This is a genomic window from Ensifer adhaerens (genome assembly GCF_001270265.1).
Taxonomy (GTDB): Bacteria; Pseudomonadota; Alphaproteobacteria; order Rhizobiales; family Rhizobiaceae; genus Ensifer; species Ensifer adhaerens_B.
Map to the genome: position 1 here is coordinate 13,031 of NZ_LGAP01000005.1, position 22,476 is coordinate 35,506.

17 protein-coding genes are annotated in these 22,476 nt (G+C 62.4%); 9 read left to right on the forward strand and 8 right to left on the reverse strand.

Translation table 11 applies throughout. The annotated features are described in order from the left end of the window. Positions 1-160 precede the first annotated feature (160 nt). The 6 genes from AC244_RS11455 to AC244_RS11480 all read left to right on the forward strand — a co-directional run bounded on the left by AC244_RS11455 (position 161) and on the right by AC244_RS11480 (position 7,185). Positions 161-1,327 carry an HPP family protein gene (locus tag AC244_RS11455; protein WP_053248959.1) on the forward strand — a complete coding sequence of 389 codons (1,167 nt, stop codon included), beginning with the start codon at positions 161-163 and terminating at the stop codon, positions 1,325-1,327. Positions 1,328-1,481: 154 nt separating this feature from the next. Next, on the forward strand, positions 1,482-2,186 hold the full coding sequence (locus tag AC244_RS11460; RefSeq protein WP_053248960.1) for a CerR family C-terminal domain-containing protein: 705 nt from the start codon (positions 1,482-1,484) through the stop codon (positions 2,184-2,186). After that, positions 2,183-3,193 (forward strand): secretion protein HlyD, encoded by a 1,011-nt coding sequence (hlyD, locus tag AC244_RS11465; RefSeq protein ID WP_053248961.1) that lies wholly within the window; start codon positions 2,183-2,185, stop codon positions 3,191-3,193. Before AC244_RS11460 ends, hlyD begins: the two co-directional genes overlap by 4 nt. Then, positions 3,190-4,926, forward strand: a complete 1,737-nt coding sequence (locus tag AC244_RS11470) for an ATP-binding cassette domain-containing protein (protein ID WP_053248962.1) — start codon at positions 3,190-3,192, stop codon at positions 4,924-4,926. The genes hlyD and AC244_RS11470 overlap by 4 nt, the downstream gene beginning before the upstream one ends. Then, complete coding sequence (locus tag AC244_RS11475) at positions 4,923-6,071, forward strand: ABC transporter permease (RefSeq protein ID WP_053248963.1); 1,149 nt, start codon at positions 4,923-4,925, stop codon at positions 6,069-6,071. The genes AC244_RS11470 and AC244_RS11475 overlap by 4 nt, the downstream gene beginning before the upstream one ends. A gap of 1 nt (position 6,072) precedes the next feature. Then, entirely contained in the window at positions 6,073-7,185 is a 1,113-nt protein-coding gene (locus AC244_RS11480; RefSeq protein WP_053248964.1) for an ABC transporter permease, read from the forward strand. A gap of 3 nt (positions 7,186-7,188) precedes the next feature. Here the strand turns inward: AC244_RS11480 and AC244_RS11485 are convergent, their stop codons facing one another. Next, positions 7,189-7,791, reverse strand: coding sequence for an alpha/beta hydrolase (locus AC244_RS11485; RefSeq protein ID WP_053248965.1), 603 nt, complete (start codon positions 7,789-7,791; stop codon positions 7,189-7,191). 61 nt (positions 7,792-7,852) lie between these two features. Next, positions 7,853-8,785 (reverse strand): VOC family protein, encoded by a 933-nt coding sequence (locus tag AC244_RS11490; protein WP_053248966.1) that lies wholly within the window; start codon positions 8,783-8,785, stop codon positions 7,853-7,855. 248 nt (positions 8,786-9,033) lie between these two features. Here AC244_RS11490 and AC244_RS11495 point away from each other — a divergent pair, with 248 nt between their 5' ends. Beyond that, entirely contained in the window at positions 9,034-10,860 is a 1,827-nt protein-coding gene (locus tag AC244_RS11495; RefSeq protein ID WP_053249126.1) for a sensor histidine kinase, read from the forward strand. Further along, positions 10,857-12,224 carry a sigma-54-dependent transcriptional regulator gene (locus AC244_RS11500; RefSeq protein WP_053248967.1) on the forward strand — a complete coding sequence of 456 codons (1,368 nt, stop codon included), beginning with the start codon at positions 10,857-10,859 and terminating at the stop codon, positions 12,222-12,224. The genes AC244_RS11495 and AC244_RS11500 overlap by 4 nt, the downstream gene beginning before the upstream one ends. A gap of 115 nt (positions 12,225-12,339) precedes the next feature. On the opposite strand, the gene AC244_RS11505 is transcribed toward AC244_RS11500, so the two are convergent. Genes AC244_RS11505 through AC244_RS11520 form a run of 4 tightly spaced genes read right to left on the reverse strand, consistent with a single transcriptional unit; the run spans position 12,340 to position 17,642 of the window. Continuing rightward, on the reverse strand, positions 12,340-13,941 hold the full coding sequence (locus AC244_RS11505; RefSeq protein WP_053248968.1) for an ABC transporter ATP-binding protein: 1,602 nt from the start codon (positions 13,939-13,941) through the stop codon (positions 12,340-12,342). A gap of 1 nt (position 13,942) precedes the next feature. Next, the gene (locus AC244_RS11510; protein WP_053248969.1) at positions 13,943-15,073 is read right to left on the reverse strand and encodes an ABC transporter permease; all 1,131 of its coding nucleotides are present in this window, start codon (positions 15,071-15,073) and stop codon (positions 13,943-13,945) included. Continuing rightward, the gene (gene oppB, locus AC244_RS11515) at positions 15,066-15,989 is read right to left on the reverse strand and encodes an oligopeptide ABC transporter permease OppB (protein ID WP_053248970.1); all 924 of its coding nucleotides are present in this window, start codon (positions 15,987-15,989) and stop codon (positions 15,066-15,068) included. Before oppB ends, AC244_RS11510 begins: the two co-directional genes overlap by 8 nt. A gap of 54 nt (positions 15,990-16,043) precedes the next feature. After that, the gene (locus tag AC244_RS11520; protein ID WP_053248971.1) at positions 16,044-17,642 is read right to left on the reverse strand and encodes a peptide ABC transporter substrate-binding protein; all 1,599 of its coding nucleotides are present in this window, start codon (positions 17,640-17,642) and stop codon (positions 16,044-16,046) included. Between the two features lie 753 nt (positions 17,643-18,395). On the opposite strand from AC244_RS11520, the gene fba reads away from it, so the two are divergent. Then, positions 18,396-19,439 (forward strand): class II fructose-bisphosphate aldolase, encoded by a 1,044-nt coding sequence (fba, locus tag AC244_RS11525; RefSeq protein WP_053248972.1) that lies wholly within the window; start codon positions 18,396-18,398, stop codon positions 19,437-19,439. A gap of 220 nt (positions 19,440-19,659) precedes the next feature. On the opposite strand, the gene AC244_RS11530 is transcribed toward fba, so the two are convergent. Beyond that, the gene (locus tag AC244_RS11530) at positions 19,660-21,453 is read right to left on the reverse strand and encodes an ABC transporter ATP-binding protein (protein WP_053248973.1); all 1,794 of its coding nucleotides are present in this window, start codon (positions 21,451-21,453) and stop codon (positions 19,660-19,662) included. Positions 21,454-21,464: 11 nt separating this feature from the next. Further along, the gene (locus tag AC244_RS11535) at positions 21,465-22,439 is read right to left on the reverse strand and encodes a glycosyltransferase family 2 protein (protein ID WP_053249127.1); all 975 of its coding nucleotides are present in this window, start codon (positions 22,437-22,439) and stop codon (positions 21,465-21,467) included. Positions 22,440-22,476 lie beyond the last annotated feature (37 nt).

The following is a 22,476-nucleotide window of genomic DNA, read 5'->3' on the forward strand; positions in this document are numbered from 1 at the left end:
CGCCCGATCCGCGGGAGGTCTACGCCATCAATGCTTCCGATGCGGGCGCCGTGCATATGTTTTAATCCGTAGCGTTTTTTTGGATGCAGATTTCCTGCCCAATTCAGCGGCATGTGCTATTGGCCTGGGCAATCAGTCATTCTGCCGCCCGCGAGATTCCATGTCGAAGGCCAGCGCCTACCTCAAGCGTTTCATCCCATCGCTCGTTCCCGTCAGCCATATTGAGCGGCTGCGCGCGTCGCTTGGCGCCCTTGTCGGCATTCTTCTGACCGGCCTCGTCAGCACTCTGGCGCTTGGCGCCGATGCCAGCCTGCCGCTGCTGATCGCGCCGATGGGCGCTTCTGCGGTCCTGCTGTTCGCCGCGCCGTCCAGTCCGCTGGCGCAGCCCTGGTCCATCCTCGGCGGCAACATCGTCTCGTCTCTGATCGGCGTCACCTGTGCGCTTCTCATTCCAGAGCCGGTCGTTGCGGCAGCCGTTGCCGTCGGCCTTGCGATCGCTGTCATGCTGTTGCTGGGCTGCCTTCATCCTCCAAGCGGCGCGGTCGCGCTGACTGCCGTGCTCGGCGGCACGTCTATCCATGAGGCCGGCTACTGGTTCGTGTTGTCGCCGGTCGCGATCAACTCCGCCCTCATCCTCGTCGTCGCGCTGCTGTTCAACAACGCCACCGGCCGGCGCTACCCGCATCTGGCGCCCGCCGGCAATACGCACCGCACCGATGACCCACCGCCGATGCAACGTCTCGGCATCGTGCCGGAAGACTTGCAGGCCGTGCTGGCGCAGTATGGCGAGGTTGTCGACATCAGCCCGGATGAACTCGACGCCCTTATTCACCAGGCGCAGATCCGCGCCTTCAATCGGCGCTCGGGCGAGATCACTTGCGGCGAAGTCATGTCACGCGACGTCGCAACTGCCACGCCGGAAACCACGCTGCGGCAGGCGTGGCAGACTTTGCTGGATCACAACATCAAGGCTTTGCCGGTGGTCACGGAAAAGGACGGCATCGTCGGCATCGTCACCCAAACCGACTTCATCAAACATACCATGCTGGCGCCAAATACCGGGCTGCGGCAGCGCATCGGCAATGTCATCGGCTTGGGACCGAAGGCGCCCCGACTGGTTTCCGAGATCATGACGCCCCGCGTCCAGTCGGCTCTACCGGAGACGATGATCGCCAAGCTCGTCCCGCCGATGGCCGACATGGGGCTGCACCACATGCCTGTCGTCGACGCCAACAATCGGCTGGTCGGAATCGTTACGCAGTCCGATCTGATTGCCGCACTCTTCCAGCGCAGGCTGGAAAATGACGACGAGCGCGACGTCGCCTAGGGCGGCCGTCTATCGAACCGCCCTCCCCGAGCGGCGCTGCCAAGCCATATCTTAGAAAGTGCATTCCGACCTCGCCGGCTGGTGACGTTTCTTGAGTCGCATCACGCCAATTCATTCGATTGACTTAATCGACTGAGTGACGTAATATGCGCACATGATGAAAAACGAAAATTCCCAATCCGCCCCCAGACCCGATCGCGGCGACGCCACGAGAGCGAAGCTGCTTTCAGCGTCCATCGACATCTTCGGACGTTACGGCTTCGATGGCGCAAGCACGCGCAAGCTGGCCGATGCGGCCGGCGTCAACCTGCAGGCGATCCCTTACTATTTTGGCGGCAAGGAAGGTCTCTACATCGCCGCCGCCGAACATCTGGCCGCGATCATCGGCGGACATGTCGCCGATCTGCGAACGTTGATCCTGGAGCGCCTGGCACGACTTGATGCGGAAGGTGCCGCGATGGGCCCGAAGGAGGCACGCGCCTTGCTGACGCAGATGGTCCAGCGCATGGTCGGGCTCTTCGTCAGCCGGCAGTCCGAGAGTTGGGCCCGTTTCATCATCCGCGAACAGATGGAGCCGACGGAAGCCTTCGCACGCGTCTACGAGAATATCATGGGTCCGATGATCTCAATGGCCGGCCGGCTGGTCGGCACGATCCTTGGCGAGGACCCGGCGTCGCAGCAAGTCCGGCTCAGGACGCTGTCCTTCGTCGGTAGCATCCTCGTCTTCCGCATGGCGCATGCCGCACTGCTGCGACAGATGCAATGGGAAGCTGTCGGCCCGGCCGAACTCGAGACGCTGCAGCGCCATGCCGCCAACCTCGTCGAAGTGCTCGGCGAAAATGCGGAGCGCCAGCCATGAGCCGAAAGATACTCATTCCCGTCGTCCTCGTCGCCGGAGCAGTCGCCGCCGGCTGGTGGTTCGAGCTTCCCTCGCGGCTCGGCTGGACCGAGCAGCGACCGGCCTCAGTGCTTTACGGAAATGTCGATATCAGGCAGGTCTCCCTCGGCTTCCGCGTCAGTGGCCGCATAGACAAACTGGCTGTCGACGAGGGCGACCCGGTCAAGGCCGGTGATCTCCTCGGCACGCTCGATGCCACGCCTTTTCAGCAGGCGGTCGATGCGGCCGAGGCGGATCTCGGCGCATTGCGCGCCAATCTCGACAAGCTGAAAGCCGGCGCACGCAAGACCGAGATCTCTCAGGCGCGCGCCGTCCACGAGGAGCGGCTCGCTGAACTCCAGAATGCCGATCTGGCCTATGAGCGCGCTCGGCAATTGCGGCCGAATGGCACGATTTCGCAGGCGAACCTCGATGAGGCGAGCGCCGCGCGGGCCGCGGCTGCCGCACGCACCACCTCCGCTCGCGAAGCGCTCGCACTCCTTGAGGAGGGAAGCCGGGTCGAAGACATCGCCGCTGCAGCTGCTCAGGTTCGGGCTGCCGAAGCCCGGCTCGCGAGCGCACGCACGTCGCTTTCCGATACGCGGTTGCTGGCGCCGAGCGACGGCATCGTGCTTTCCCGCGTCCGCGAGCCCGGCGCCATGGTCGCGCCATCGGATACGGCCTATGTGATTTCGCTGAGTGAGCCCGTCTGGGTTCGTGCCTATGTCGCCGAACCCGACCTTGGGCGTGTGCATCCCGGCATGAAAGTCGAGATCGTTTCGGATACCGCCCCGGATCGGCCGTATGAGGCAACGGTAGGCTTCATTTCTCCCGTTGCCGAATTCACCCCGAAGTCAGTCGAAACGCCGGAACTGCGCACTGATCTCGTCTACCGCCTGCGTATCGTCGTGACGAAGCCGGGAGCGGATCTGCGTCAGGGCATGCCCGTGACCGTGCATCTGCCAGAGACTGAAAGAGGCGCATCATGACTGACGAGCCCTTCGTGCGGATCTCCGGCGTCGTCAAGCGTTTTGGCAAGGGAGCACCCGCGCTCGATCATATCGACGGGGAGATTCTTGGTGGTCGTATCACCGGCCTTGTCGGCCCCGACGGCGCGGGTAAGACGACGCTGATCCGGCTGATGACCGGTCTGATGCTGCCAGACGAGGGAAAGGTGGACGTACTGGGCTTCGACACCGCGAAGGATCCCGCCGGCATTCAGGCGTCTATCGGCTACATGCCGCAGCGCTTCGGCCTCTATGAAGATCTGAGCGTACAGGAAAACCTCGATCTTTACGCGGACCTGCGCGGCCTTCCGCTCGCCGAGCGCACGGCGACGTACGACGAACTGCTCGAATTCACCGACCTCAAACGCTTCACATCCCGGCTGGCGGGCAAACTTTCCGGCGGCATGAAGCAGAAGCTCGGGCTTGCCTGCGCATTGCTGCGCAAACCGCGGCTGCTGTTGCTCGATGAGCCGGGCGTCGGTGTCGATCCGATCTCCCGCCGCGACCTTTGGAAGATGGTCGAAAACCTGACGGCCTCCGGCATCGGCGTCGTCTGGTCGACAGCCTATCTTGACGAGGCGGAAGCCTGCGACGGGGTGCTGCTTTTGAATGAAGGCAAGCTGCTTTTTGCCGGTGCGCCCTCCGAACTCACGGGACGCGTCGCTGATCGTGTCTTCAAGGTTTCCGGCGTCACCGGACGCCGCCGCGAGACGCTCGCGCGCTTTCTTGATAAGGACGGCGTCGTCGATGGCGTCATCCAGGGTGAGGCTATTCGCCTGGTCATGGCGCCCGGGGCAACACCGCCGTCTGCGCCGTCGGAGAATGCGGGGGTCACGCCACAAGCGACTGTGACGCCACCACGTTTCGAAGACGCGTTCATCGACATGCTGGGCGGCGGTCCCGGCGGCCATTCGAAACTGGCAGAGGCACAGAAGCCGTTTGCGAACGAGAGCGGCAAGCCGGTGATCGAGGCTCACGGGCTGACAAAGCGCTTCGGCGATTTCACCGCTGCCGACGATATAACCTTCGACATTCCGCGCGGCCAGATCTTCGGACTTCTAGGCCCCAACGGCGCCGGAAAATCGACGACGTTCAAGATGCTCTGCGGATTGCTGAAGCCGAGCGCCGGCGAAGGTCGGGTTGCCGGTTTCGACCTGCGCCGGGATGCCGCCGAAGCCCGCAACCGCCTCGGCTACATGGCGCAAAAATTCTCGCTCTACGGCGATCTGAGCGTCGCGCAGAACCTGAATTTCTTTGCCGGTGTCTATGGCTTGTCCGGCGAGCGCAAGAAGGAGCGGACACAGCTAATGGTCGAGATTTTCGGTTTTGGCCGCCTGCTGGCTATGTCCGCCAAGGACCTGCCGCTCGGCCTCAAGCAGCGCCTCGCCCTTGCTTGTGCCGTTCTGCACGAACCGGAAGCCCTGTTTCTCGACGAGCCGACTTCGGGCGTCGACCCGATCACCCGGCGCGAGTTCTGGACCCATATCAATGGCCTCGTCGAAAAGGGCGTGACCGTGCTGGTCACCACCCATTTCATGGACGAGGCGGAATATTGCGATCGGATCTCGCTCATCTATCGCGGCCGATCGATCGCACTCGGCTCGCCCGACGACTTGAAAAAGCAGGTGGCCGATGCGGCCTGTCCCGACCCAACGATGGAAGACGCCTTCATCGCCCTGGTGCAGAGGTCGGAAGAAAGGCAGGCGGCAGCATGAGTTCGCCCGCACCGATCGCAGCGCCGACAACCGGGCGCGGACGCCGCTTTGCCGCGCTGGTGCGCAAGGAAAGCTACCAGATCGTGCGCGACCCGAGCAGCATTCTGATCGCCTTCGTCCTGCCGCTGATCCTTCTGTTCCTGTTCGGCTATGGCGTATCTCTCGATACCACGCAAACGCGCATCGGCCTCGTGGTGGAACAGGAGACGCCACTCACGCGCGATCTCGCCGCTGGCTTCCAGGCATCGCGCTACTTCTCCGTCAGCCTTGGGCGCGACCGCCGCGATTTCGAAGACGATCTCGTGCTCGGGCGTATCCGCGGCCTCGTCATCATCCCAGCCCGCTTTGAGGCCGATCATGCGGCGGGCCAGCACCCCACATTGCAGGTTCTCGTTGACGGCTCGGACCCGAACACGGCCAACTTCGTGCAGAACTATGCGCAGGCGACAGTCGCCAACTGGGAGCGCCAGCGGCTCGAACAGGACGCCGGTCGTCCACCGGCGATCTCTACCGAACAGCGTTTCTGGTTCAATCCGGAGCTGACGAGCCGGAATTTCCTTGTCCCCGGTTCGATCGCCATCGTCATGACCCTCGTCGGCACGCTTTTGACCTCATTGGTCGTGGCGCGCGAGTGGGAGCGCGGCACAATGGAAGCGATGATGGCAACGCCGGTATCGGCCGCTGAGCTGCTGGCCGGCAAGCTCCTGCCCTATTTTCTCCTCGGTCTGACATCGATGACGCTCTGTGTACTCCTCGCCGTTTTTCTCTTCGGCGTGCCGTTCCGGGGCTCGGTTGCCGCACTTTATGCGCTGTCAGCAACGTTCCTGATGCCGGCACTCGGCCAGGGCCTGTTGATTTCCGCGGCGACCAAGAACCAGTTCCTGGCCTCGCAGCTTGCGCTGATCTCAGCCTTCCTGCCAGCGTTCCTGCTGTCCGGCTTCCTGTTCGAGATCAACTCGATGCCGACGGTCATCCAATGGATCACCTTCATCGTGCCGGCACGCTATCTCATTCCGAGCCTGCAGACGGTGTTTCTGGCCGGCGACATCTGGCCGATGTTCCTGCAGTCGATTGCCGTCATGCTGCTGATCGGCTGCGTCTTTTTCGTGCTCGCGGCACGAAGCACCCGCAAGAGGATCGGTTGACATGTGGTGGACTCGGCTCAAGGCGCTGATCGTCAAGGAACTGCTGGCGGTGCTGCGCGACCCCAAGGGCCGCGCAATCCTGATCGGGCCGCCGATCGTGCAGCTGCTGGTCTTTTCCTATGCGGCGACGCTCGAGGTGACGAATGTCGACGTCATGGTTCTCAACCGCGACAATGGCCATTGGGGCCAGGAGCTCGTCGAGCGGATTGACGGCTCTCCGACGTTTCGAAGTATCGCATTCACCGACGATCAAAACGAGGTTCGCGACGCCATCGACAGGCAACGCGCCATAGCCGCCGTGGAGATCGGCCCGACCTTCTCGCGCGACATCGAAGCGGGCCGGCCGGCTGAGGTCCAGATCATTCTCGACGGGCGTCGGTCGAATGCATCGCAGATCGTCTCGGGATATCTCGGACGCATCGTCGGCACGCTCGCCGCCGATACGCCGGCCGGCGAGCGCACGGCTTCCGAGACCATTGCAGTCGTTGCGCGAAACTGGTTCAATCCCAACCTCACCTATCAGTGGTTCATGGTGCCCAATCTCGTTGCCAGCATCGCGCTGTTGATCGGACTGATCGTCACTGCGCTTTCGATCGCGCGCGAACGGGAGCTGGGCACCTTCGACCAGTTGATGGTATCGCCGTTGCGCACGCATGAGATCCTGATCGGCAAGCTGATACCGCCGATGATGATCGGGCTGTTTCACATCACGGTCTATATTCTCGCCGCCGTCTTCATCTTCGGCGTGCCGCTGCGTGGTTCGCTGTTCCTGCTCTACGGCAGCGCGGTGTTCTATCTTGCAGCGGTGGTCGGGCTCGGCCTGTTCATTTCCGCACTGTCGATGACACAGCAGCAGGCAATCCTCGGCGCCTTCCTGTTCATGGTGCCGGCGATGTTGCTCTCCGGTTTCGCAACGCCGATCGAGAACATGCCGACCTGGCTGCAGCCCGTGACGTTGGTCAATCCGCTGCGCTACTTCCTGGTGATCGTGAAGGGGGTGTTCCTGAAGGATATCCCGCTGGCCGAGGTCGTGCGCCAGACGATTCCGCTTTGCGTCATCGCCCTCGTCACGCTCTCGGCCGCGTCATGGTTGTTCCGTCGTCGGCTGGAGTGAACATCAACCTTTGATGAAACGTTCGATCGCGGAGATTTCATTCTGCCGGATGTCATGCCCGCCGGCATGCCATTCGAGATCGGTGCTAGTGCCCTGTGCATTGAAGTAGTCCGCCAGGGCCTGTGTTTGCGCTGCCGGGCAAATCGGGTCGCGCTCCCCGGCCGTGATCAGCACATGGCGCCCCGTAAGTGCTGCATTGTCTCTGGGGCGGAACGGGATCAGCGGATGCATCAGGATCGCCCTGTCGAAAAGGCCGTTCTCGAAAAGCACATTGGCAAGAATGTTCGCCCCGTTCGAGTAGCCGAGGCCAATAATCTCCGAGGCCTGATGCTCCTCGGCCAGGACCTTGACGAAGCCGGCCATCTTTTTCGTTGCTCGGGACAAGTCCGCCATGTCGTAAACGCCTTCGCCGGTCCGCTTGAAGAAGCGGGCAGCGCCATGCTCCGACACGTCACCGCGCGGCGATACGACCGTTGCTTCGGGCAAAAGTTGCGTGCCGAAGGTGAAGAACTGGTTCTCGTCACCGCCCGTGCCGTGGAAGACGAAGAAGATCGGATTGCCGGGTTGGCCGGCCTTCAGTTTGTGTACGTAGCCGTGATCGGCCATGGAAATCTCCTTGTTGCTTGCCGGAAGTGGCGGCGGGGGGTCGCCCCGGCCGCCGTGCGCTTTAGGCTTCCAGCTTCTGCAGATGGCTTTCGAGAACCCGGCGCAGGGGCTTGTGCTGCTGCGGCAGCTTCAGCGCCTCCCCGGGGTGGGCCAGATCCTCGTCGCGATTGAAGCCCGGTTCGTTGGTGGCGATCTCGAACAGCACCCCGCCCGGGGTGCGGAAGTAGATCGCCCAGAAATAATCGCGATCGATCACCGGCGTGACCTGATAGCCGGTGTCCATCAGAGCCTTGCGCACTTCGAGCTGTTTTTCGCGATTGTCGACGGCAAAAGCGATGTGATGCACGGAGCCCGCTCCCTGGGCAGCCCGGTTGACGTACGGCATGGTCTCAAGGTCGATCAAGCCCGCGCCATTTCCATTGGGCATGACCAGGCGGGTGACGCCGTCCTTGCGGTCCAGTTCCTCGTAGCCCATGAACTTCAGAAGCTCCGCTGTCGCCCCTTCGTCGCGCAGCCGCATGGCAGCCGAGTGGAAACCGCGGATCGCATGATCTTGCGAAACGCCGCCTTCCGCCCAGGGCGCCCGCGGATCGTCGCGCACTTCGACAAGTGCAAAGCCGTCGCCGTCCGGGCCTGCGAAGTTCAATCGTTTTTCACCGAAGGTCTGTTCGTCCTTGAGCCCGGTGACGCCGAGGTTCGAAAGCCGTTCGCGCCAAAAGCCGAGTGAGCCCCCGGGAACGGAAAAAACCGTCGTCCCGACTTCGCCGGTACCCGCACGTCCGCGCGGCATCTGCGGAAAGGGAAAATAGGTCATCACCGTGCCGGGAGTGCCGGCTTCATCGCCATAGTAGAGATGATAGACATCAGGGGAATCGAAGTTCACCGTCTTCTTGACGCGGCGCATGCCCAGCGTCTTGGTGAAGAACTGGTTGTTGGTGAAGGCGTCGTCCGCCATCGACGTAACGTGATGCAGGCCTTTGATCTGATTGAGCATTGCCGTGATCCTTTCCGCCCGCCAAGACCGGGCTTTGTCATGACGCATAGATGCGCTCATCCGGACCGTTGCGAAAGACGGCCGCGACCAAACGCATTGTCAACGCATTATTGACGATCGAACAAAATCGTTGAACGAACAATGAGCAAAGACGCCCTGCCTTGTGGGCGGAGCGGGCGCTGCTTAAGATCGGTGGAGCCAAAATGCTGGCTGTCGGGAACGTGCGGGAGGAGGAGCCCAGACATTCCGTGAAGTACCGCCTGGTCGTTGCTGTCATCCTGTTGCCGCTGGCGGTTGCCGCGCTCGCCTGGCAAGGCAATGCCGTGGCCACGCGCAGCTATCTCGACGAAGCCTCGGCACAGGCAAATACGGCTCTCCGGCTCGCCGTGGCGGCCCTGGACGGCCACCTCAACCGCTACCAAGCCCTGCCCGCCTTAATCGCCGATCACGACGACATCCAGGAGCTTGCCACCCGCCCGCGCGACCGGCGGCTGAGAGAGGCCGTGAACGCTTACCTCAAGGATATCAATGCGCTTCTCAACTCATCCGATATCTATGTGATCACGCCTGACGGCGACACGATTGCCGCCAGCAACTATGACGGTCCGACGAGCTTCGTCGGGCAGAATTTCAGCTATCGGCCCTATTTCCAGGAAGCTCTGCAGGGGCAGCAGTCCCGGTTCTATGCGCTTGGCACGACCTCGCTGAAACGCGGCTACTATTTCGGCTCGCCAATCCGCGTCGGCGAGGACATCCGCGGCGTCATCGTCTTCAAGGTCGACATCGAGAGCATCGAGGCATCCTGGCAGGGAGGTGAGTACAAGATCTTCGTTTCCGACCCGGAGGGCATCATCTTCATGTCCGGCACGCCGGAATGGCTCTATGCATCCGTCCTGCCGCTGACGCCGGAGCGGCTTACACGCACCGAGACATCGCGGCGCTACGCCAATGCGACGTTGCGAGCGCTGCCTATGACGCCCGGCCGCCTGACCGATCACGACCTGATTACGATCGCTACCGGCGATACGAGCCGGGAGTATCTGCTTCTGTCGCATTACATGGCCGATGCCGACTGGACGGTGAACGTTCTGACCGACACGGCATCCGTTCGGACCCAGGCGCTGACCACCGTCATCGCCGCCTTGCTGCTCCTATGCCTCACCGGCCTTGCAGCCGCCATTCTCTGGCAGCGCCGCGCCCGGCTTAACGAGCGCATCTCGATGCAGGCGGAAGCGCAGGCCGAACTCGAGCGACGCGTCGACGAACGGACGGCCGACCTTGCTCGCGTCAACGTGCAGATCGAAGAGGAAGTCGCCGAACGGCGCCAGACCGAGCAACAGCTGCGCCGGACCCAGGCCGACCTCATCCAGGCGGGCAAGCTCGCCGGCCTCGGGCAGATGTCGGCAGCGCTGTCGCACGAATTCAACCAGCCGCTGGCGGCGGCAAAGACCTATGCCGACAGCGCAGCCTTGCTGATCGAGCGCGGGCGCGCCGAAGAGGCGAGCGACAACATCCGGCGCATTTCCGGTCTGGTGGACCGCATGGCGGCAATCAGCCGGCATCTGCGCAATTTTGCGCGCAAGCCGAACGAGAAGCTGGGGCCGGTGCTGATCGAGGATGTCGTACGCGACACGATGGAGATCGTCGCTGTCAGGCTCAAGGCGGCGGCGGCCGAAATCGACATCGATCTCGGTGACGTGCCGCTGGTGGTTCGCGCCGGGTCAGTTCGTCTGCAGCAGGTTCTGGTCAATGTAATCTCCAACGCTGCCGACGCCGTCGAGGGCCTGGACGATCGCCGCATTCGCCTTCGCGCCAGGAGCGAAGGCGACAAGGTTGTGCTTGCGATCAGCGACCGTGGTCCCGGCGTGCCTGCCGCAATCGCCGAGCGCATCTTCGACCCGTTCTTTTCAACCAAAGGCGTCGGCAAGGGACTGGGTCTTGGCCTGTCGATTTCCTATAATATCGTCAAGGACTTCGGCGGCAGCCTGATTGCCACGAACCTCGCTGAGGGCGGTGCGGAATTCCGCATTGAGCTTCCCGTCGCCGATGACCTGGGCCAGGAGGCCGCCGAATGATCGAAAGCCGTGTCCTGCTCGTCGACGACGAAGAGGAGTTGCGCCATTCGAGTGCGCAGGCGCTGGAGCTCGCCGGCTTCCGCGTCGAGACATTCGCCAGCGCCGAACATGCCCTGGAGTTCATCGGTTTCAGCTTTCCCGGCGTGGTCATCAGCGACATCCGCATGCCTGGGATGGACGGGATGACCTTCCTCCAGCGCATTCGCGAAATCGACGTCGAGGTGCCGGTAATCCTTGTCACCGGCCACGGCGATGTGCAACTGGCCGTCCGCGCCATGCGCGAAGGTGCCTATGATTTCGTCGAGAAACCCTTCACCGCGCAGATGCTCGCCGGCACCATACGCCGCGCGCTCGACTGGCGCGCACTGGTGCTCGAAAACCGTCGCTTGAAGGCGGTTGCCGGCAAGCGCGACGACATCGAACAGCGCTTGCCCGGTCGCAGTCAGGTGATGGTCGATCTTCGCTATCGGGTGCGCGCGATCGGCGCCTCCGACGCCGACACGCTGATCATCGGCGACACCGGCGTTGGCAAGGAGGTCGTGGCTCGCACACTACACGATCTGAGCGGCCGGGCGAACAGTCCCTTCATCGCCATCAACTGCGCCGCACTGCCCGAAAACCTGATCGAGAGCGAGCTTTTCGGGCACGAGCCCGGGGCATTTCCCGGCGCGATCCGTCCACGCTACGGCAAGTTCGAACATGGCCGCGGAGGCACCATCCTGCTCGACGAGATCGGCTCGATGCCGATCGACCTGCAGGCCAAGTTTCTGCGCGTGCTGCAGGAGCGCGTGATCACGCGGCTCGGCTCCAATGAAGTTGTGCCGCTCGACGTTCGTTTCATCGCCACCAACAAGGTGGATCTCGAGCAGGAAGTGGCCGCCGGCCGCTTCCGGCCCGACCTTCTCTATCGCCTCAATGTTGCGACGCTGCGCGTGCCGCCGCTGACGCAACGTCGTGCCGACATTCCGCTGCTGTTCCTGCAGCTCGTGCGGGAATCCGCGGCTCGTTACGGCCGGGACGAAGTGGACGTGTCACAGAACCTGCTGGCCGAGATGGCGGAACGCAACTGGCCGGGTAACGTGCGCGAATTGCGTAACGCCGCCGAAAGGCTGGTGCTCGGGCTCGATACGACTTCCTACGAGATCGCTTCGTCCGAGCCGAATGGTAGCCGTCTGGCGGAAAAGGTCGCAGCTTTTGAAAAGGGGCTGATCGCCAACGCCATAGCCACCCATGGCGGCGCGCTGAAGCCGGTCTACGAGTCGCTCGGCATCTCCCGCAAGACGCTCTACGAAAAGATGCAGAAATTCGGGCTCGACAAGAAGCTCATTGCGACGGACCTGTCCGGCGAAAGCGACGGGCGGTAGCGTCGCGTAGCACAGCAAGCCTGCTCGAGAGAAAAATGACCGCGGCATCCGGTCCCAAACGAAAACAGGGGCGCGGATGCCGCGCCCCTGGAAAGCAATGATCGAGGCTCTCGCCTTAGACGTTGAAGGCCGCCCCGATCAGCGTCTTGGTGTAAGGTTCCTTCGGAGCATCGAAAATCCCGTCGGTATGGCCTTCTTCGACGATCTTGCCGTTCTTCATGACGATCACGTAGTCCGACATCGCCTTCACCACCGACAGATCGTGGCTGATGAAGATGTAGGACAGGCCATGCGAGCGCTGCAGATGGCGCAGAAGCTCGATCACCTGGCCTTGCACCGAGCGGTCCAACGCCGATGTCGGCTCGTCGAGAATGACGACCTTCGGCTTCAGGATCACCGCCCGCGCAATCGCGATGCGCTGCCGCTGGCCACCCGAAAACTCGTGCGGATAACGGTTGCGCGACGCAGGGTCGAGGCCGACTTCCTTGAGCGCCTCGATGGCGCGACGGTCGCGATCGGCACGGCTCAGCCCGGGCTCGTGCACCTGAAGACCTTCGGTGATGATTTCACCGACGGTGCGGCGCGGCGAAAGCGAGCCGTAGGGATCCTGGAAGACGAGCTGCAGCGCACGCCGCAGCGGACGCATCTGGCCGCGGTCGAAGCCGGAGATGTCGGTGGTACCGAAGCGGTAGTAACCGCTGCTCGGCAGAAGCCGCAGCAATGCACGCCCGAGCGTCGATTTTCCGGAGCCGGATTCACCGACCACGCCGATCGTCTGGCCTTCGCGAAGCCGCAGGTTGACCTTGTCGACCGCCCGGAAGACCGCGCTGCCTCGGGTGAAGAAGCCGCCGCCAATCGCGTAGTCGACCGAAACGTCCCTGCCTTCAAGGATGATCGGCGCGTTGTCGGCCGGAGGTGCCTTGCGGCCGCTCGGTTCCGCCGCCAGAAGCATCTTCGTGTATTCGGCCTGCGGCCGCTCGAAGATGTCGGCGGTCGCTCCCTGCTCCACCACTTCGCCACGGCGCATCACCGCAACACGTTCGGCAAAATGCTTGACGATGCCGAGATCGTGCGTGATCAGCACGATCGCCATGCCGAAGCGCTGCTGAAGCGACTTCAGCAGATCCAGGATCTGAGCCTGGATCGTCACGTCGAGCGCCGTCGTCGGCTCATCGGCAATCAGTAGATCCGGTTCGTTGGCAAGCGCCATCGCGATCATCACACGCTGGCGCTGACCGCCCGAAAGCTCGTGCGGATAGCTGTCGATACGTCGACCCGGTTCCGGGATGCCAACCAGTTCCAGCAGTTCCAGCACGCGTTTGCGTGCCTGTTTGAACGTGCCGCCGCGGTGGTGCACGATCGGTTCGGCGATCTGCCGGCCGATCGTGTAGAGCGGGTCGAGCGACGTCATCGGCTCCTGGAAGATCATGGTGATCTTGGAACCGCGCACGCCGTTGAGCGCCTTGGGCGAAAGCCCCACCAGCTCCTGACCGCGGTAGCGGGCAGAACCGGTAACGGTGCCGTTCTTGGCGAGCAGTCCCATGATGCCCATCATGGTCTGGCTCTTTCCCGAACCGGATTCGCCCACGACCGCGAGCGTCTCGCCGGTGCGCACATCGAGATCGATGCCCTTGACCGCTTCGACTGTGCCGTCTGGCGTCGAAAAATTCACCTTGAGGCCGCGAACGGCCAGAATGGTTTCGTTGGTGTCTGCCATATCAGCGGTCCTTCGGGTCGAGCGCGTCGCGCAGGCCGTCGCCGACGAAGTTCAGCGAGAACAGCGTCAGAACAAAGAAGATGGCCGGGAAGATCAGCAGCCAGGGTGCCGACTGGATGTTGTTGGCGCCTTCCGAGATCAGCGCGCCCCAGCTCGTCAGCGGTGCCTGGACGCCGAGGCCGAGGAAGGAGAGGAAGCTCTCGAGCAGGATCACCTTCGGCACAACGACGGTGACGAAAACGATAACCGGCCCGATGGTGTTCGGAATGATGTGCCGGCGAATGATCTGCCAGTCCGTCAGACCGAGCGCCTGCGCTGCGCCGACGAATTCCCGTCGTTTCAGTGCCAGCGTCTGACCGCGCACGATACGGGCCATATCCAGCCATTCGACCGCGCCGATCACCAGGAAGATCAGGATAAACGAGCGTCCGAAGAAGACCACGAGAACGACGACGAGGAAGACGAAGGGCAGAGAATACATGATCTCCACCAGTCGCATCATGACGTTGTCGACGCGGCCGCCGATGTAACCCGAGGTCGCGCCGTAGACGACGCCGATGCCGAGCGACACCAGACTTGCCAGCAGACCGACGGCAATCGAGATCTGGCCGCCGAGCATGACGCGCACCAGCAGATCGCGGCCGTTCGAATCGGTGCCGAATGGGAAATACTCGCGGTTCACCTGGCCGGTCACCTTGAGCGTACGACCTTCGTCCTCGGTCGCCACCACCTGGGTGTCGCGGAACTCGTTGGCACGGTCGAAGTAGCGCGTTGCGCGCGCATCGATCGGCTGCTCCGAGGTAATCGTTGCGGTGAAGGTCTCACCGTCGATGTTGAACTCCTTGAGCGTGACGCGTGCGCGTGTCGCGATCCCTTCCATCACCCCTTGCAGGGTGGACGTATCCGGACGCGGCTCGAGGCTCGGGCCGATAGAGACGTAGGACGGGAACACCTGATCGTAGGTGTGCGGCGAAAACAGCGGGCCCAAAAACGAAAATATCGCGATCAGGGCCAGCATGACGCAACCGGCCATGGCGGCGCGGTTGCGCTTGAAGCGCATGGCCGCCAGTTGGAAGAGGCTGCGCCCCTTGGTTTCCGGCGTTGCCGCCGGCGTCTGGGCGATATCAGTCATGGCGAACCCTCGGATCGAGCAGGCCGTAGAGAATGTCGACCAAAAGATTGAAAACGATAACGAAGATGGCGACGAGAATAACCGTGCCCATCACCAGCGTATAGTCGCGGTTGATCGCCCCAAGGACGAAGTAGCGGCCGACGCCCGGAATGGTGAAGATCGTCTCGACCACAGCCGAACCGGTGAGCAATGCCGCCGCGCAAGGCGCCAGATAGGAGACGACCGGCAGCATCGCACCGCGCATGGCGTGCGTGACGACGACTGTCCTGGCCGGCAGGCCGTAGGCCTTGGCGGTTCGGATATGGTCGGTATGCAGTGCCTCGATCATCGAGCCACGTGTAAGGCGTGCGAACACCGCGAGCTGCGGTAGTGCAAGCGCGATCATCGGCAGAATCAGGAAGCGCATCGAACCGTCGCCCCAACCGCCGGCCGGCAGCCAGGCCAGGACAATGGCGAAGACCAGCGTCAAGACAGGACCGACGACGAAATTCGGCACGGTGACGCCGAGCGTCGAGACCGACATGATCGTGAAGTCGAGGATGCTGTTTTGCCGGAGTGCGGCGATCGTGCCGGCGATGACGCCGCCGATCACTGCAAACAGCAGCGCATACAGGCCGAGCTCCATCGAATAGGGCAAGCCCTTGCCGATCAACTGCGCGACGTTGTTGTCCTTGTAGATATAGCTCGGGCCAAAGTCGCCGGTCACTGCATTGCTGAGATAGTGAACGTATTGGCGCCACAGGGGCTGGTCGAGCTGATACGTCGCCATCAGGTTCGCCATCGTTTGCGGCGGAAGGGGACGCTCGAGGTTGAAGGGGCCGCCAGGGGCAAACCGCATCAGGAAAAAGGAAATGGTGACGACGATAAACAAGGTCGGCACCGCACTCGCCAATCGGCGAAGGATGAAGGAAATCATGGACGTGCTCCGGAGGCGACGCGCGGCCTTTTCACCGCGCGTCGTCCCTGTTCGTTATTCGGCGACGCTCAGGAACCGGCTCAGGTGCTGGTTCGGCGAGTTGTCCTGCCAGCCCTTGACGCGGTCGGAGACCAGCCACAGATCGGCCTGGGTCAGAAGCGGAGCGATCGGCTGTTCCTTCATCAGCAGAGCTTCGGCTTCATGCAGCAGCTTGGAGCGAGCTGCCGGATCCTGCTCCTCGTAGGACTTCTTCATCAGGCCGTCGAAGTCAGCGTTTTCGAAGTGGCCGTAGTTGAAGGTCTTGTTGGAGCTGAGGCTGAGAGCCAGGAAGTTCTCGGCATCGGCGTAGTCGGCAACCCAGCCGGCGCGCGCAACGTTGAACTTGCCGCCTTCCTGCAGATAGGCGTAGTGCGAGGACACGTCGAGGTTCACCAGCGACACCTTGGCGCCGAAGGTGTTCTTCCACATGTCGGCAACGGCCGTTGCAACGCGCTCGTGGTTCGGGTTGGTGTTGTAGCGCAGCTCGATTTCGAGCGGCTTGCCACCTTCGCCGTAGCCGGCTTCCTTCATCAGGGCCAGCGCCTTGTCTTCGCGATCGAGCTGCGACACGGTGCCGAACTCGGCCTTGGACGGCTCACCGTAGCTCTCGATGCCCGGAGGCACCATCGAGTAGGCCGGCAGCTGCGAACCAGCGTAGATTTCCTTAGCGAGGAAGTCACGGTCGACGGCCATCGACAGGGCCTGGCGAACGCGAACGTCGCTATAGGGCTCCTGGCGGGTGTCGAAGGCGTAGTAGTAGGTCGCGAGCGTCGGCGAAACATGGACCTGGTCGCCATGGGACTTGCGCAGACGATCAAGCTGATCGGCCGAGAAGTTGTAGGCGAGGTCCATTTCCTTGGCTTCGAAGCGGCGAACCGAGGCGGCCTGGTCGTCGATCGGGTAGAAGATGACCTTGTCGAGCTTGACGTTAGCGGCATCCCAGTAGTTGGCGTTCTTGACGACGGTCAGGCTGTCGTTCGGTACGTGCGCGGCGAGCGTGAACGCGCCGTTCGAAACCATGACGCCCGGCTTGACGAAGTCCACGCCGTTCTTCTCGACGCTTGCCTTGCTGACCGGAAGCGCGGTCTGGTGCGCCAGCAGTTCCAGGAAGAACGGGGTCGGGCGCTCAAGCGTGATTTCGAGCGTCTTTTCGTCGACCGCCTTCATGCCAAGCTGATCGACCGGCACTTCGCCCTTGTTGACCTTTTCGGCGTTCTTGATCGGGAAGAGAATGTTGGCATAGCCGGCGGCGACCTTCGGGTCTTCGACACGGCGGAACGAGAAGACGAAGTCTTCTGCCGTTACCGACGAACCGTCGGACCACTTCGCGTCAGCGCGCAGCTTGAAGGTATAGACCGTACCGTCGTCCGAAAGCTCCCACGTTTCGGCAGCACCCGGGACAATCTTGCCCGAGGCGTCATAGATCGTCAGGCCTTCGTAGAGATCCTTGAGGATGAACTCTTCGATATTGATCGACGTATGGGCCTGGTCCAGCGTCTGCGGCTCACCGGCGTTGCCACGATGCAGGACAGCTTCGGCAAGAGCCGGGCTTGCTCCGATGAGCAGCGAGCCGATCAGCGCGGCGGCGCTAAGGTTGAGTTTCAGTGAGGCCATTTCGTTTCTCTCCTTCCCCTTTTTTGGGTTTGTGATCGCAGGAGAGAAGTGCAAATCTTTCTCAAACGCAAGGCGGATTCTGCAACCCGCTGCATCTTTATCTATAGACCCGCAACTTTGCGAAATCAAAAGTTGTATTTCGTTTGCGATCGTTTTCGTCGTTTTTGCGACGCGGATGTGACAACCGGGCGGCAATCCACGCGTTTCTACTGTAACGTTTTAGGTGCAAGCTCGGCCTTGCCGGCTTGCCGCCCGGAATCAACCGCCATGCAAACTTCGTGAATTCCACGCGCAGTTTACGTAATGTGCGGAAAGAAAAGGAGGCTTTGCCGCAATCTTCTTGCAGAACGTTCATCGCGCGATGACACAGTGTTTCCCTATAGCCCGTTTTGACCCCGGTGCAAGCCGCCATCCGTGCACGGGAAAGTGGCATTTGACCAACTCGGCCCGCCGGTCGGTGACGCACCACTAGAAAGCGAAACGGTTAAATCCACCCTGTTGCATCCAGTCCACAGTAAAATCGATTGAAGCGGGTTCGCCACCCCTCGCACCCGGCCTCCGGGCCGTTGCCAAACCACTTTGATGAACTATTGTGCGCCAGACTTCGGTGGGCGCGACCATTTCGCGCGCGTTGTCGCGTCGCACAGCAAATCCGGCCATCGACAGGCGTCGATGAAACCATGTGCGGCGTCCTGGCCGGACCATTTTTCGTGGCGCACCAAGCTGTGCCGAAACACTAAAGGGAGATATCGAATGGCATTGATCACATTGCGGCAACTGCTCGACCATGCGGCGGAGAACGACTACGCGCTGCCGGCGTTCAATGTGAACAATCTCGAATACATTCAGGCCGTCATGCGCGCTGCTGACGCCACTGATTCTCCTGTGATCCTGCAGGCAAGCCGCGGTGCTCGCTCCTATGCGGGCGATGCCTTCCTGCGCCACCTCATCCTGGGTGCCGCGGAAGAATATCCGCACATTCCGGTTTGTCTGCATCTCGATCACGGCGATCAGCCGTCGACCTGCATCTCGGCAATCACCAACGGCTTTACCTCGGTCATGATGGACGGTTCGCTCGAGAAGGACGGCAAGACCGTCGCCAGCTATGAATACAATGTCGCCGTCACCGCCGAAGTCGTGAAGATCGCCCATGCGGCCGGCGTTTCGGTCGAAGGCGAACTCGGCTGCCTCGGCAACCTGGAAACCGGCGCCGGTGACAAGGAAGACGGCCACGGCTTCGAAGGCAAGCTGTCGCGCGAGGAACTGCTGACCGATCCGGAACAGGCTTTCGATTTCGTCACCAAGACCGGTGTCGATGCGCTCGCCGTCGCCATCGGCACCAGCCATGGCGCCTACAAGTTCACCCGCGAGCCGGACGGCGAGATCCTGTCGATCGAAACGATCGCCAAGATCAACAAGCGCCTGCCGAACACCCACCTCGTCATGCACGGATCGTCCTCCGTTCCGAAGGACCTGCAGGACCTGTTCAACACCTATGGCGGCAAGATGAAGCCAACCTGGGGTGTACCGGTCTCGGAAATCCAGAAGGCGATCCCGCTCGGTGTCCGCAAGGTCAACATCGACACCGACCTGCGCCTGGCCATGACCGGCACGATCCGCAAGAACTTCGCCGAAAACCCGGAGAATTTCGACCCGCGCACCTATCTGAAGCCGGCGACGGCTCTCATGACCGAGGTTTGCAGGGAGCGTTTCGAAGCCTTCCGCACCGCCGGCAAGGCATCGAAGATCCGCACCCTGCGCCTGCCGGAGATGGCAAAGCGCTACGCAGCCGCCTGATCCGCGAACCGGCCCGCCCCTCTTCCCAATGGAACGAAGGGAAGGGGGTGGCCTGTTCGAGCGCTTGGCGACAGACAACAGTCGGCGCGCGGCCCGTGATCAAGCGGACCGCGCGCCGATTTCGTTTCGATCACGATGGCTGGTTCGGCGAGCGGACGCAAGGCCACGCGATATCCAAGTGCGCGCTCAGGCCCAGCGCTCACTTGGGCCCAGTGCTCATTCAGGCGCGGCGCTCGCCCGCCGCTTCGTGCTCGTAAAGCTGATCCATGCTCAAGGTGGCCACGTCAGCGAAAGGCGTCTGGCTTTTCACCCGGCCACCGCCGAGGATGACGACCTCGTCGCAGAATGAAATCGTGCTGCGGTGATGGCTGATGACTATGGTCGTGCGGTGCCCGGCCCTCGATTTCAGCGTCTCGACGATGGCCGCTTCGGACAGGCCGTCGACCGCGTTGGTGGCTTCGTCCAGGATCAGGATCTCGGGGTCGCGCACGAGGGCTCTGGCCAGCGCAACCCGCTGCCGCTGCCCCGCCGAGAGGCTGGCGCCTCTGTATCCGACGACGGTTTGATAGCCCTGCGGCAGGCTTTCGATGAAGCCGTGTGCTTCGGCCATCCTGGCCGCGTGCTCCACTTCTGCGGTGGAAGCCTCCCGGCCGTAGGTGATATTCTCCAGGATCGTACCATCCACCAATTCCAGGTCCTGGCTGGCGAGCGCGATCTGGCTCCGCCACTGAACCGGGTCTATCCGGTTCAGGGGAATACCATCGACGAGGATCTGTCCCTCGTCCGGTTCGACGAAGCGGCATAACAGATTGACGATCGTCGTTTTCCCGGCACCGGACCGGCCGATGACCGCCGTCGAGCAGCCGCCACGGATTTTGAATGTCGCGGCATGCAGCACCACGGCACGCGAGCCCGAACTCGGATATCGGAAGGTCACCCCATCAAATCTCAGCTGCTGTCGCAGACAATCGAATGGCTCCTCCCCCTCGGGAGGCTTTGGCTTGTCGGATGCGTCCAACAGCCACCGCACCTCCTCCAATGACCCACTCCAGCCCTGGATCTGGCTCCAGGACAATTGCAGCGCACGCACGTGCGGCTGCAAGCGATAGAGCAGGACCACGAAGGCAACGATGACGGGAAAGCTGACGCCGACAGACCAGGCGGCGACAACCACAGCCAGGAAGAGGGCGGAGTGAAGCGTCTCGGTGAGTGGCGGCAGCACGCTTTGACGGGCCTGTAGCGAGAACCCGGCGCGTCTGACGGCATCCGACGCCGCATCGAACACGGCCTTCTCCCGCGCCTCCTGGCCGAATATCCGTATCAAACGGCCGGCATGAACAAGATGAAGCATTCGAGCCGCAAGCTCGCTGTTGAAGGAGGTGACTTCTCGGCTCGGCCCCTTGAGGGTTGCAGACAGGGCGTAGTGCACGAGCTGGACGAGAACGAGGCCGAGGGCCACGAACAACGTCATCTGCCAGGACAGAAGTAGGAGGAACGCCAGGAGAATGACGGCGGCCGAGCCATTCACGAGCGCCGCAAGAACAGTCTGTATTGCATCGGAGGCCCGCCAGGATTCATTTGAAATGATGTTGAGCAGCCGCCCCGGATTCTCCTTCATGAAGAAGGGAAAACCGACCCGCAGGAGCTGACCCGACAGGGCGCTGCGGATCGAGTGTCCTGCCTTGCCGTAGATGAAGGTCGCGAGCACGGTGTTGGCAAAGGCGAGGACGTTCTTAAGGCCGATCAGGGTAAAGGCAGCGCCGGCGATGACAATCAGCCGCTCGCCGTCATCCAATCCCGATCCGACCTGTTGGAACAGCGAGGAGACGCCGTTCAGTGCCGCCGGATCCTGATCGCCGGCAATGATGCCGAGCATGGGGATGATGAGGCCGATACCAACGCCCTCGAGTGCTGCGCTGCAAAGGCCGAGAATCACCACGGCGGGAAGCAGACGCATTTGTCCGCCCAGCGCATCGCGCAATAGCTGCAGGCCCGGCAAGAAGATTCTGAACATGGCGACCGTCCTCAGCGGTGGAGTTGCTCTTCGGCCCGTTGCTCGGCCGGACCTGGTGACCGCTCGGCGACGAACAGGCCCACGAACTTGAGGGCACCGAGCAGGTTCATGAAAACGATCGGCCAGTGCGACAGGTGCAAGACGGGGTCGAACCGGGCGCCACCGAAGATTTCCCCGAACGCCGACCTAACGGTCCAAAAGAAATGCCGCAGCAGCCACGGCGCGGTGCGCAGGTGCTTCAGGCAAAGCGCGCCATTGCCGAAGCTGTAGTTGCAATGAAGCGTCTCGATTGCCGCCCGTGCGCGACGGCCGTGATGATGGAAGACGACCATGTCGGGGACATATTCGACGGGGATACCAAGCCGATCGGCGCGCACGAGATAATCGGTGTCCTCGGCCGACAGCAACGGCGCGCCGGCGCCAAACCGTTCGTCGAAGGGGCCAACGCGCGATGCGACATCACGATGCATCGTCATGTTGCACCCCAGCACGAAGCCGCCTGGATGAACCTCATGCGTCAGCCGTTCGCGCACGTTCGACCGTTTGATGGTGAACGGCAAGTCGGCGGGGTTGCCGAGCTCGACGCGGCCGCCGCGGATCACCCCGCCCTCGCCGCCTGCACAGTGGCGTTCCAGATCGCGCAGATAGCCGACGTCGACTTCGCAGTCATCATCGATGAAGATCAGGATCCTGCCGCGCGCATATGCCATTGCCGTATTTCGGGCGACAGCCAGGCCCGGTCGGGTCTCGACGGCATGCGTGATCGCCATGGGTGACGCGGCCGCAATCCGGCTGATGCGATCGGGCGTGCCGTCTGTGGAGCCGTTATCCACCACAACAAGCTCGCATCGACCTACGGCATGGGAGCGGCACGCCGCCTCGATCGATCGGATACAGGCATCGAGCGCCTCGACGCGGTTGCGCGTGCAGACGATGAAGCTTGCGAAGGTCTCTTCGCGCGCGGCCGACGTCGGCACCCACGGCATGTCCGTCGCGTTCGCGCGTTCCGTTGCCGCCCATGCC